General features: G+C 48.6%; 4 protein-coding genes. All 4 read left to right on the plus strand.

What is annotated here, in order from left to right:
- Window positions 1–13: 13 nt before the first annotated feature.
- The 4 genes from A3860_RS25390 to A3860_RS25405 are packed head-to-tail and all read left to right on the plus strand — an operon-like array spanning window position 14 to window position 14309.
- Window positions 14–6517 carry a non-ribosomal peptide synthetase gene (locus A3860_RS25390; RefSeq protein ID WP_081151365.1) on the plus strand — a complete coding sequence of 2168 codons (6504 nt, stop codon included), beginning with the start codon at window positions 14–16 and terminating at the stop codon, window positions 6515–6517.
- Between the two features lie 2 nt (window positions 6518–6519).
- Window positions 6520–9906 carry a non-ribosomal peptide synthetase gene (locus A3860_RS25395; RefSeq protein WP_081151370.1) on the plus strand — a complete coding sequence of 1129 codons (3387 nt, stop codon included), beginning with the start codon at window positions 6520–6522 and terminating at the stop codon, window positions 9904–9906.
- Window positions 9907–9917: 11 nt separating this feature from the next.
- Entirely contained in the window at window positions 9918–10892 is a 975-nt protein-coding gene (locus A3860_RS25400; protein ID WP_081151372.1) for a TauD/TfdA family dioxygenase, read from the plus strand.
- Between the two features lie 9 nt (window positions 10893–10901).
- Complete coding sequence (locus tag A3860_RS25405; RefSeq protein WP_081151375.1) at window positions 10902–14309, plus strand: non-ribosomal peptide synthetase; 3408 nt, start codon at window positions 10902–10904, stop codon at window positions 14307–14309.
- Window positions 14310–14326: the final 17 nt, after the last annotated feature.

The following is a 14326-nucleotide window of genomic DNA, read 5'->3' on the forward strand; positions in this document are numbered from 1 at the left end:
AAGGAACAGTTTTATGCAAATTGCCGAGATCATTGATAAGCTAAAAAAATATGGCGCCGTACCTCGCCTGGAAGGTGATATGGTTAAGCTGACAGGCGCTGTGGAAAATATACCATCCTTTATTCTGGACGCGATAAGAAGCGAAAAGCAGGCGTTGATTGAGTATCTGAAGGAATCGCACAGGAAGATGAACGCTGTGCAGATACCACTTGCTGCCAAAAGAACGTATTATCCCTGCACGGCTGCGCAAAGACGTATGTGGTTCCTGTGTCAGCTCGATAATGGCTCTGCGGCCTATCACATCGTTACCCGGCTGAAGCTGGGCAACGATATCGATCTGGCATTATTGGAAGAGGCTTTCAGACTGTCTGTCAAAAAACATGAGATCCTGCGTACAGTATTTAAAGACATCGATGGTGCTCCGTTCCTGGAGATCCTGGACGATGTTCCTTTTGCAATCAACAGAGAACAGCCGTCTCTTGATGAAGATTTGCCTGAGCCTGTTCTTTTCGACCTGGATAAAGGTCCTCTTTTTCATGTCCGGTTGATGACACCGGGCAATAAAGACTATGAGATGATTTTTACGATCCATCACATAATAAGTGACGGATGGTCCATCCAGGTATTGATGAAAGAAGTGATGGATAATTATCAACGTCTCCTGCGCAAGGAAACGCAGGCGCAGGAAATGTTGAAGATACAATACAAGGACTATGCACACTGGATGGAACAACGGCTGGCGGGTGAATGGGGACAGCGCGGGATCGGGTTTTGGCAGCGGCAATTTCCATCGGCTCCTTCCGTTTTATCCCTGCCCTACGACATTCCGCGCACCGGGACCGTTGAATTTAAAGGAGCCACCGAGCGGTTTTCTTTCCAGCGGCAGCAGTACCTCGATATGCAGGCGCTTTGCAGGGAAGAAAAGGCGACACTCTTTAATTTTCTGCGTGCTGTGCTTAGTATATTACTTGGCAGATTCTCCCAACAAAACGAATTTGTAATAGGTGCTCCGGTATCGGGCCGCACCCATCATGAGTTGGCAGATCAGCTTGGACTTTATGTAAATACTTTGCCCCTCGCTGTACATATCGAAGGGAACCTGCATTTCAAGGAATTTTTGAAGGAGGTATCTGCCTCAACGCGGGATGTATTCGAGTTTCAGGATATCCCGCTGGACACCATTATTGATAAGATTGCTGTCAATAGGGAAGTGGGCAGACATCCGCTGTTTGATGTGATCATGGTTTTTCAGAATCCTGTTACAACAAACGAACCGGCCGCCTGGAGCAGACTGGATATTCATGCGCAAGGTGTCGCAAAATTCGATCTCACCTTTAACTTCGACTATACTGCTGATGGGTTATTTTACCTGGATATCGAATATGCTACCGGGCTATTTGCTGCCTATACCATCAAAAGATTATTTACCGCCCTGCAACAGATAATAGAACAGGTATTGAAGACGCCTGATATAAAACTTAACCAGATTGACCTGTTGACAGCGGAAAAAAGGCGTGAGTTGCTTTATGAACGTAATCCGCTGGTGTCTGACATTCATACACCAAATATCCTTCAACTGCTCAACCAGGCCTTTGATCAATGGAAGAACAGGATAGCGGTGATCTTCGAAAACAAAAAAGTAAGTTATGGCGAACTGAACAGTTATTCCACCAGCCTTGGCCATCGTCTGGATATTGAGCTGAACGGTGACACCGAATTGGTGGGACTGCTCACCGCGCGTAATGAATGCACCATAGGCATCATGCTGGGTATATGGAGATCGGGCCGGGCATACGTTCCCATTGACCCATCCTACCCGGTGCAAAGGATCAGGTATATTATCGCCGATGCAGGTTTGAAAGTGTTGGTCATAGACAGGCAGTATTCAGCATTGGTCCCTGACGATTTGAAAATAACGATCCTGTTCACAGATGAATTGGACGCTAACACTGCTGCAGACAATTCGGCTGTTATTACTACCGACTTCAGGGAAAAGCTGGCTTATGTGATCTATACTTCAGGGTCAACCGGAAGTCCGAAAGGCGTGGGCATTTGTCACAGAAATGTGATAGCCTTCCTCCAGTGGGCAAAGCGGGAATTTGCGGCGACTCCTTTTTCTATACTGTATGCAGCAACATCTTATTGTTTTGATCTCTCAATATTCGAATTTTTTGCTCCCTTGTTGCTTGGAAAAAGCATCAGGATGCTGCCCTCCGCGTTGTCGATACCGGAATATGCACATTCGGAAGAGGGGCTTTTTATAAATACGGTGCCCTCGGTAGTACATAGCCTGCAGGAAAGCGGAATGAACTGGGATAATGTGACTGCGTTGAACATTGCAGGTGAACCGTTAAGTGGAAACATGCTCAGCGGGTTGAACATTGACAAAATAGAGATCCGCAATCTGTACGGGCCAACGGAAGATACCACTTACAGTACCGTATACAGAGTGACCGGGCAGTTGACAGCCGCCGTCCCAATCGGCAAACCTATCGATGACACCCGGTTGTATATACTCGACGGGAACCATTGTCCGGTTCCGGAAGGTATGGCCGGAGAAATATACCTTTCCGGGCATGGCGTGGCAAAAGGATATATCAATCAACGGCAGCTGACAACCGAAAGATTTCTTAATAACCCATTCGTGCCCGGTACTGTTATGTATAAGACCGGTGATATTGGCAAATGGCTGGGGGATGGCAATGTGGAATTCATCGGGCGTGCTGATCTGCAAGTGAAGATCCGGGGACATCGCATTGAACCGGGAGAGATTGAACATACGCTGGAACAATATCCTTTGGTGAACCGTGGTTTAGTGACGATCTTTCGCGATGGAGGGGAATTCAGGATCGCTGCTTACTACACGGGTTTGGGATTGATTGACTTAGTGGGCCTGCAGGAATTCTGCCGCCGGCAATTACCTTCCTGGATGATCCCTGATTGTTGGATGCAATTAGACGCTTTCCCGCTAACTACTAATGGAAAAATAGATCGCAGCCGGCTGCCTTCGCCGGAGCTGTTCTCACAGTCTGACAGCGTTATTGAAAAGCCATCCACACTGCTCGAAGAACGGCTGTTGGATATATGGCGCGAACTGTTAGATAAAAAAGACATTGGCATCAATCAGTCTTTTTTCGAGGCTGGTGGCAACAGCCTGATGGCGATGCGGCTTAAATTCCTGGTGGAGTCACGTTTGTACAAACAATTATCCCTAAGCGAGCTCTTTATTCATTCAACCATCCGGCAACAGGCGCAATTGGTTGAACAACGGCCGCAGATGGTGATGTCAAAAATTGAACGGGCGAAGGACGGTCCCTTGTTCCCGGTATCGCACGTACAGGAAAGGCTCTGGGTACTCACCAGGTTTGAAGAAGCATCCGTAGCCTATAATATGCCTGCTGTCTTCCGCATAAATGGCGTCTTGGATATACCGCTGTTGAAGCAGGCTTTCCGGTTATCTATAGAAAGGCACGAAGCATTAAGAACAATTTTTTTCGAAGAGGATGGGCGGCAGATGCAAAAGATTCTGACGCCGTCAGCAATGACCTTTTCAGTCTTGGTGGAAGATTATGAAGATGAGGCTGCCTGGATCCAAAAGCATGTTACGCTGCCTTTCAATGCCCAAACAGGCCCATTGATCAGGTGTGCGGTGCTGCGAAGAAGGTCGGCAGACATCCTGTTGTTTAATGTGCACCATCTTGTCTGCGATGGACGGTCTGTCGAAATCTTATACGAGGAGGTTATAGAAGCCTACCGGGCGCTAATGTCGGGAGCTGTGCTGGAAAGACCTCCGCTTTCCTTGCAATACAGGGATTTTTCGCTTTGGCAAAGAAAGAAGTGGCAGAATGGATTTTTCGACGAGGACCTTCATTTCTGGAAGAACCTTTTCAATGATGGTGTGCCCGTATTATCCCTGCCTGAAGATTGTAACAGGCCCGATATTAAAACCTACCGGGGCGCCAGTATTACCCGAACAATGGGCGCTGCTGTGCTGGAAAAGATCAGCCATCTGCAGGCGAAATCGGAGAGCAGCCTGTTTGCGGTGCTGCTGGCCTTTGTAAATATTCTGCTGAAAAAATACGCCAACCTTGACGACATTGTCGTCGGCGTCCCCGTTTCGGGCCGTGATCATCGTCAGTTGGAAGATCAGATAGGGTTCTATGCCAATACGCTGGCGATCAAAACGCATGTCGATGCCACGCTCGACTTCCTTTCATTTATACGTGTACAAAAAGATATTATTCTGGAGGCATTTGTACATCGGGAACTGCCTTTTAGCATTCTTCTTGATAATCTGGACCTGCCCAGGGATTTGTCGAGAAGTCCGCTTTTCGATGTCATGGTAGTATTGCAGGAGGGCAGCGCCCTGGATGGTGATGTTGCCATTCATCCCGGCCTGCACTTTACCCGCATGCCGGTGGCGGCGAAATCTGCTAAATATGATCTGACTTTTACTTTTACCCTGCACGCCGGAAAGCTGGTGCTTGAGCTTGAATACAATTCGGATGTATTTGTGGAGGATACTGTCAACAGGATGACAGAACACCTGTCTCGCATAATCGGCCAGGTTATTAATGACCCTGCTCTGAAGATCAGGGATATTAGCCTGTTGGCGGAAGAAGAAACCCGCATGCTCAAAGAAAAGACCGACAGAACTGCTGTTGACTACGATAGGTCGGCCACGATCGTAAGCCTGTTCAGGCAGGCGGTGATGCAATGGAAAAATAAGACGGCTTTGCAAGCCGGTGATAGAAAAATGTCCTATGCGGAATTGGATGGCCTTAGCAGCCGGCTGGCTTCCATACTGGTGAAAAAATATGGCGTGAAGCCCGAAATGCCGGTGCTGCTGCATTTCCAGCGTGGCGAGTGGATGCTGGTGGCCATTTTTGCCGTGTTGAAGGCTGGGGCAGTGTATGTTCCTGTAGATCCTGATTATCCTTCAGCAAGGATCGACTATATACTCGACGATACGGGTGGCCAGCTGCTTTTGTACGATGTAGAGCCGAGGTACCCGATACGGGCGAACAAACCTGATCTTCAGTGTATCGCCATAACCGGTGAAGAGCTGAACAATTGGGCGGAAGATACCGGTGAATCAGATGAACACGAGGCTGCAGTAAGGCCTGATGCACTTGCTTATATTATTTATACTTCCGGAACAACCGGCCGTCCCAAAGGTGTTATGATAGAACACCGCAATGTAGTGCGACTTCTTTTCAACGATGAAATGCCCTATGACTTCAACGATTCAGACAAATGGGTGCTGTTCCATTCTTACTGTTTCGATGTATCGGTATGGGAAATATTTGGCTCTCTGCTCAATGGAGGTACGTTGATCATTCCTGGCAAGGAGACAACACAGAACAGCCTGGTGTTTTATGATCTTTTATTGCGTGAAGGGATCACTATCTTAAACCAGACCCCCACTGCCTTCCGAAGCCTTGTGCAGAACAACCAGCAACGGTTTGCAACGGAACCGCTGGCCAGCATCCGGTGGCTTGTGTTTGCCGGCGAAGCCCTCATGCCCGGCATTTTGAAGGAATGGAAGAGGCATATGCCCGGCTGCAGAAATATAAATATGTATGGTATTACGGAAACTACGGTTCACGTAACCTTCAAAGAACTCAGTGAGCAGGATATTGCCCATAATGTCAGCAATATAGGTTTACCGCTCCCGACGTTGAGTTGTGTTGTGCTGGATAAGGACCTTCAACAGGTACCCGTAGGTGTTACAGGTGAATTGTTTGTTGGCGGAGCCGGGGTAGGAAGAGGTTACTGGAACCAACCTGCGCTTACGAACCAACGGTTTATTGAAGATCCCTTTCACCCGGGGCAGCGGTTGTACCGGAGCGGGGATTATGCCAGATTTTTAGCAAGCGGCGATATAGAATATATCGGTCGCAGGGACGACCAGGTGAAAATAAGAGGCCATCGGATAGAGTTGAATGAGATTGCAATGGCGCTGAGTAAACTGGATGAAGTAAAAGATGCTATCGTGCTGCCGGAAAAGAACAGCAGCGGGGAGCCGGAATTGATTGCTTATTATATACCGGCATCAGATACTGTTACTGTAGATATACTTCGAAGGAAATTGAACGAGATGCTTCCTGCCTATATGATGCCTTCCTGCTTTTTATCATTGGCTGCCTTCCCAACGAACAGCAATGGGAAACTGGATAGATCTGTTTTGCCACGTCCGGCGGAAAGCGGGGAAAGAGCATTGGCATTTGTGCCTGCGCGGAATACAATAGATACGCAACTTATCGACATCTGGGAAAAAATACTGGAAAGAAAGAACATCGGCATCAAAGATAATTTTTTTGACCTGGGCGGGCATAGCCTGAAGGCTACCCGTGTAATAACCAGTGTCATTGAACTATATGGGATAAGGATCGATCTCAAGAACCTTTTTATGGATCCCACTATCGAAAGCCTCTCGGATCATATCAGCGTATTGCTCTGGGCCACGGATGGAACCGAGACAGCCATGGTACAGGGTGAAGACTTAATTGTTTAATAATGGAAAATATTATAACTATCCTTTCAAATTGCCGAAAAAAAGGAATCCGGATTTATGCCGATGCATCGGCAACAAATGTGATACTCAGGGGAAATGTAAATGAACTTTCAGCAGCCGAGCGACAGCTGATCAGTGACAATAAGAAATCAATCCTGCAATTCCTTATGAATGCCCGTAACGGGCATCAGCCAATCGAATTATTACCAGAACAGGCCGATTATGCCTTGTCTTCAGCGCAACAGCGGCTATGGATGGTTAGCAGGAGAAAGGAAGCGAGCCTGGCTTATCATGTGCAGGGAGCGTATGTCTTCAAGGGCGATGTAGATGTCACGGCGCTGAACTATGCTTTTGACGAACTGGTGAAAAGGCATGAGATCCTAAGGACCATCTTCCGGGAGACTGCTGATGGGGATGTAAGACAACGGGTTTTACCGCCGCCGGTCGAAGGATTTAAACTTTTATATGAAGACGTACAGCATTTCAGTGATAAAGAAAATTATGTCCGGGGACGGGTAGCGGAAAATTTTTCCCTTCCATTTGATCTCACCTCCGACATGCCCGTACGAGCAGCCATTTACCAGGTACAAAAAGATGAATGGATCTTTTGTTGCACCATGCACCATATTGTCAGCGATGGATGGTCGCTCGATTTGCTTACCCGTGAGTTACTGGCATTGTATCATTCCGGGAAAACAGGCGCTGGCAACCCGTTGCCGCCATTACGGGTACAATACAAAGAATATGCAGCCTGGCAGCAGCAACAGTTGAAGGATGTAACGTTCGACAGTGACCGGGAATACTGGTTGAACCGTTTCAGCGGAGAACTGACGTCCCTGACCTTACCAACTGACCGGCCTCATCCGGCCGTCAGAAGCCATCGTGGTGCAACGATGCGGCGTACCTTAAGCCGCGAAGACACAGATGCATTTGTAAAGTTGTGCAGGCAGGAAAACTGTACACTGTTTGTGGGGTTGCTTTCCGTAGTGAATATGCTGTTACACAAGTATACCGGCCAAAGCGATATTACTATAGGCAGTCCCATTGCCGGCCGCAGGCATGTGGACCTGCAGGATCAGATAGGCTTCTACGTCAATACGCTGGCCCTGCGTAACCGGTTTTATGCAACAGATAATTTCAGGCAGTTGATGGGCCTCGTAAAAGATACGGTGATGGGGGCCGATGAACACCAGGATTATCCTTTTGACCGGCTGGTAGAAGAGCTTTCATTGAAAAGAGACATGAGTCGCAACCCGCTGTTCGATGTGTGGGTGGTGGTGCACGACAGGCGTTTGCCGGTAGATGAGGCTCAGGGGTTCAGCGTAAGCGAGTATAATAGTGTGGACAGCGGCATTAGCAGGTTTGACCTGTTGTTCGCTTTTCTGCCCGTGGATGAGGGTATTCAGATGGAGATCCAATACAACAGTGACATTTTTGAAGAGCAAACCATTTCAGATATGGTTGTGCGGCTAAGTCGCGCGATCATTTCGGTTACAGTAGATCCCGAAAAAGAGTTGAGTCAATTGGATTTACTATCACGGGCCGAGCGACATGAATTATTATATGATCTGGGCGCAGGCGGGGCAAGCGCAAGTGGTGACGGTACTATTTTACAATTATTCGAACAGCAGGCGGAAATGTCGCCGCATGCAATTGCCGTAGTGGCTGAAGAAGGACAGCTCACCTATGCCGAACTGAATGGCCGGGCGAACCAATTGGCTGATTACCTCCGGAAAAAATACCAGGTTACTCCAGGCGACCCCGTAGCCATTATGTTGAATAGGAACGTAAACCTGTTCATTGCATTATTCGGTGTCATGAAGTCGGGAGCGGCGTATTTGCCCATCGACCCTGCCGATCCGCAGGAAAGAATAGCGTATATGCTTGAGGACAGCCGTTGCAAACTGGTTGTGGATGATCAGTTGCTGGAAAATTTAGAAAAGGAGAGTGAAACTTATACCCGCGAAAATCTTCAACCGGTGAATAAGCCAGGAGATCTGGCGTATGTGATCTATACGTCCGGCTCAACGGGTAGGCCCAAGGGGGTTATGATCGAACACCGGGCGTTGTTAGACTATCACAAGGGCATCCTGGCTGAAACGAATATACGGCATTGCAAAACGTTCGGGCTTTTTTCAACCATTGCCGCAGATCTTGGCAACACGGTCATTTATACGTCCCTGTTGTTAGGCGGAACGCTGGTCCTGTTTCCTGTGACGGGGATAATGGAGGCTGCCGGCGGAATATATCAAACGGTGGATTGTATCAAGATCGTGCCTTCACATTGGAAAGCCCTTCAAACAAAAAAGAATGCTTTTCTTCCCAAAAAATGTCTCCTCTTTGGAGGTGAACGGCTTACCTGGGATGTGATTAACGCTATACCGGGGGATCGGCGGGAACTGCAGGTATTCAACCATTATGGCCCAACGGAGACCACAATTGGAAAGTTAATACATCACGTGCAGGTGACAGATAGTTCGCGCACGGTGCCGCTGGGGAAGCCTTTCGGCAACAATTGGGTTTACCTGCTTGATCAGCACCGGCACCTTGTTCCCCGTGGACTTGTCGGGGAGATCTGCATAGGTGGAGAAGGGGTGGCACGCGGATATCTTCATCAGCAGCAGCTGACATCGGAAAGATTTGTACCCGATCCCTTCCGGGAGAACGAACGTATTTATCTCACTGGTGACCTGGGCCGGTGGTTGCCTGATGGAACGTTGGAATTTATTGGCCGCAAAGACACACAACTAAAGATCAACGGTTATCGTATAGAGCCGGGTGAAATCGAGCACATACTGATACAGCAACCCGGAGTAGGGGCCGCCCTGGTGGCAGCGCGGGAAAATAAAGAAGGCCACCTCATGCTTGTGGCCTATGTTAAGCATAATGAAGGAGAAGGGTTGTGCCCTCATCCCGATGTACCAAAGCTACAGGAAGCAGTAAGCCGCCTGCTGCCGGCTTATATGTGCCCGGCCTTTTTTGTCATCCTTAATGAATTTCCCTTAACGGCCAATGGAAAGATCGACAGGCATGCTCTGCCTGCACCGGATGAGACCGATGATCGTAACGGAATAATTGCAGATACCCCTGCCAGTGAGATCGAACGCAAACTGGTAAACATTTGGAGTGAAGTGCTGCAAACAGGAATGGAGAATATAGGGATCAATAGTGATTTTTTTCAACTGGGGGGGCACAGCCTCAGAGCAATCAAGGTTATGGTCAGGATACATGACACGTTCAATGTTCGCATAGATCCGGATGTTTTTTTCGCAGAACCTACTATCGCGGCGCTTGCTGCAGAAATAGAGAATCTTTTATGGTTGAAACACTCCGCCGACAATGGTAAAGACATCGGCGGAGGTCAGCTACTCACACCGGTAACGGTATAAAATTGTCAACTATGTCAAACGAAATACAAATACAGGGAATAACCCAGGGCGACATGTCGCTGACATTGATCACGCCCGGGAAAGGTGCTCCGGCGGGGCTCGATAGCTTGCTGACTTATATGGATGACAAACGCGACCTGCTGAAAGAATTACTCCATATACAAGGTGGGCTGCTCTTACGGGGTTTCGACATACAACGTAATGAAGACTTTCAAAGCGTAAGGGACCGGTTTGCCGGTCTTTCAAATTTTTCATACAGAGATGGCAATTCCCCGAGAACCAAATTGTCGGCAGGCATCTATACCTCTACTGAATACCCGAAAGAGTACAGGATAACCCTGCATAATGAATTGTCCTATTCCAGTAAATGGCCCGCTTACATTTTGTTCTATTGCCATATTCCTGCTGTGGAAGGCGGGGAAACCACTCTCGCTGATGGAAGGAAATTACTGCAACGGCTGGATGCTTCACTGGTAAATAAGTTTCGGGAATTTGGCGTCAGGTATACCCGGTTTATGAATGGCAACGCCGCAATCGGTAAAAGCTGGGTCAGCACATTTGAAACGTCAGACAGGGACAGTATAGAGAACTATTGCCGTGAAAACGATATTGAGTTCCGGTGGGAGAAGGATGCGCTATATCTGGCGCAGATGGGTCCTGGTGTGGTCCGGCATCCGCTCACCGGCGAGGAAGTATGGTTCAACCAGGCTAACCAGTTCCATCCTTCCAGTTTACCGGAAGAAGAGTACAAAGGGCTTCAATTACTGTTCTCACAGAAAAAATGCCGGTATCCCCATTATGCCTATTATGGCAATGGGGAAGAGATCTCCGAAGAAGATCTGAAGAAGATCACGGAGATCCAGGAAAGTCAGGCTTTTAAACTGAAATGGCATAAAGGGGATATTGCGATCCTCGACAATGTATTGACTGCTCATGGCAGAATGCCTTTTAAGGGTGAAAGAAAGATTTATGTAAGCATGTGTTAAAATTTTGATATGCAGAATATTCGTTCGCTTATACGGCGGCTTAAGGAATTGAATATCCAGGTCAGGCTGAACGGAGAAGATCTCCGGCTTTACTCAATAACAGGCCATATAGACGAGGGGATCCTGGCAGAAGTGCGCTCTGTGAGGCCGCAACTGGTAGATTATCTGAAAAGAACTGCAGGCGCTGCTCATATCCCCCGCGTTCCGGAGCAGACTGATTATCCTTTATCTTCTGCGCAACGTCGTATGTGGATCCTTTCCCAGTCGGCTGCAGGATGTGCGGCCTACCATGTGCCCGGTATTTTCACGTTGAAAGGACAGGTGGACATTCATGTTCTCGGGCGGGCTTTTGGCAGTCTGATCGAAAGGCATGAGATATTGCGAACAGTGTTCCGTGAAGGAGATGACGGCGAAGTACGGCAGGTGATCCTGCCCGTGTTGTCAACTGCCTTTAGCATTTCCCGGGAAGATGTACGTAAGCTGAACGATAAAGAAAATTATGTGCGGCAGCAGATACAACAGTGGCTTGCCAGGCCTTTTGATCTTTCGCACGGGCCGTTGCTGCGGGCTTGTATCTACCATATGGAAGATGACGAATGGTTGCTTTGCTGTTCTATGCATCACATTGTCACAGACGGATGGTCCAAAGGGATCATGATAAAAGAGGTGCTGCAATTGTATCATGCCGGCATGAACGGGATAGAGCCTTCTTTGCCTTTACTGCCCATTCAGTATAAGGATTATGCAAACTGGCAGCATAGACTGTTGGAAGAGGGAACGGCTGCGGCCAACCGGAAATACTGGATTGACCGCCTGTCTGATGGGGTTCCGGTGATCGAATTGCCCGCAGACCAGGTGCGTCCTGCCGTGAAAACCTACAACGGCGGAATGATCCGCAAGATACTGGGGACTTCAGGAACAGCTACGCTGGTGCGGCTATGCGGGGAAGAAAGGGCGACGCTGTTCATGGGTTTACTGTCCGTTGTACATTTGTTGTTATACCGTTGTACGGGGCAGCAGGATCTTGTGGTCGGAACTCCGGTAGCGGGCCGCGACCACACTGACCTGGAATCACAGATCGGATTTTATGTGAATACCCTGGCGTTACGTAACCAATGCAACGGCACAGATACCTTCAGGGCCTTGCTGAAAAAGGTGCAATTGAACACGCTCGAGGCATATGCACATCAGCGTTACCCTTTCGACCGGCTGGTAGATGATCTTTCGCTGAGACGCGATGCAAGCCGTAATCCATTGTTCGATGTGATGGTCATTCTACAGAACTATGAAGAATTTAAGGACAAGGCGCTATCTGATGCCCTTCCTTTCAACGTGCAGGAATATGAAAGCGGTGAACATGTTGTCAGCAAGTTTGACCTCACCTTTATCTTTCGGGAGAAGGATGGACAAATATGCCTGAACCTGGAATACAACAGCGATATTTTCTCGCGTGAGGCAGCCGATCGCCTGTTGAACCATTTTCTCGCCCTGTTTGGCGCTATTACCGATGAACCTGAAAAGGCAGTAGGCTTGCACAATATATTGAATGACGATCAGCAGCAATGGATCCTGGCGGCCGCGCATTCAGAGATACCTGAGCGCAGGAAGCATAAAACGATCATAGAATTGTTCGAAGAGCAGGCAGCCCGGTCGCCCGATGCGATCGCCGTAAGTTTTCTGGGTCGCACACTAAACTACAGGGAATTGAATGAGAAAGCGAACAGGCTGGGCGACTACCTGCGTAAGAACTATCAGGTGAAGGCTGAAGACATTGTAGGCATTTGCCTTGAACGCAGTGAATGGATGATCGTTGCGATCCTTGGTGTGCTGAAATCAGGAGGAGCCTATCTTCCTATCGATGTCGAATATCCTGAGGACCGCATCGGGTACATGTTATCCGACAGCGGTTGCAGCATCCTTCTCGATGAAAAGGAAATGGAAAAATTTAAAAAAGCGGAAGATGAGTATGAAAAGAATGATCTGCCGCCTGTAAATATACCCGCTCATTTGGCTTATATCATTTATACTTCGGGCACCACGGGTAATCCCAAAGGAAGCCAGTTAGAGCACCGCAACGTAGTTAGTCTGCTTGTTAACGGCGAGCCCTTATTCTCTTTTTCTGAAGAGGATGTGTGGACAATGTTCCATACCTATTGTTTCGATGTGTCTGTATGGGAGATGTACGGGGCATTGTTATATGGAGGCAGGCTGGTCATTGTTCCTTCTGCAACAGCAAAAGATCCAAAAGCATACCGCGAATTGATCCGCAAAGAAGGTGCGACGATATTGAACCAGACCCCTTCATCTTTTTACAGACTTATAGATGAGGACCTTGAACACTCCGACGTATTGTCTTCACTACGGTATATCATGCTCGCCGGGGAGGCTTTACACCCGGCCAGGCTACAGCGTTGGTGGGAAAAGAACCCATCGCCGAAGCTTATCAATATGTATGGCATCACGGAAACCACTGTTTTTGCGACGTATAAGACAGTGGGAGAAAAAGAGATAATCGCCAACAGCAGCAGCATTGGCTATCCAATGCCCTCATTCAGTTGTTATGTGCTCGATGAATGGATGGGGTTAGCACCTGTGGGTGTTGCGGGTGAGCTGTACATTGGGGGCGCCGGCGTAGGCCGGGGATATCTTAACAAAGAAGCGCTTACCCGGCAGCGTTTTATAGAAGACCCTTTTGCACCCGGCAGCGGCGGTCGCCTGTATCGTTCTGGCGATAAAGTAAAGCTGCTGGCATCGGGCGAGGTGGAATACCTGGGCCGAATAGACGAGCAGGTAAAGATCCGCGGACACCGGGTAGAACCTGGAGAGATCGAAAATGCGCTGATGCGGCATCCTGCTGTGTCTGCAGCTGCGGTACTGACGGTTCAGGATTCCGCCGGGGAGAATGAACTGGTGGCCTATATGGTAATCGATCAGCAGGCAGATGCACCTGATTTAACTGCAACACAGCTATCGGCATATATAAACGAAAGCCTTCCCACCTTTATGGTACCGGCCAGGTATATAAAAGTGGATGAACTTCCCCTCACATTGAACGGTAAAACAGATAAGCGAAAGCTCCTCAGGTTGAATGGGCAACCGGTCGGGACGGGTATTGCCTATGAGGCTCCCCGAAATGAAATAGAACGTCGGTTGGCAGCTGTGTGGCAAAGCGTGTTGGGACTGGAGAAATTGGGGGTCAGGGATAATTTTTTCGATCTCGGTGGAAATTCAATGAAGATCATCGAGGCGGCAAGATTAGCGAGCACTGCCCTCCGTCGGCAGATAGACGTAACCCTGGTGTTCCAGTATCCTACTATTTTGTCGTTGGCCGGCCACCTGGCAGGAACGACGGACCGGCCGGCCGTGGATGACCTTGACAGGGAGGCATTGCTGGCTGATCTGGCCAAATTTAGTTAAGCCTGTATTTTTTTAAT

It is taken from the genome of Niastella vici, from assembly GCF_002077945.1.
In the GTDB taxonomy this organism is placed as follows: domain Bacteria; phylum Bacteroidota; class Bacteroidia; order Chitinophagales; family Chitinophagaceae; genus Niastella; species Niastella vici.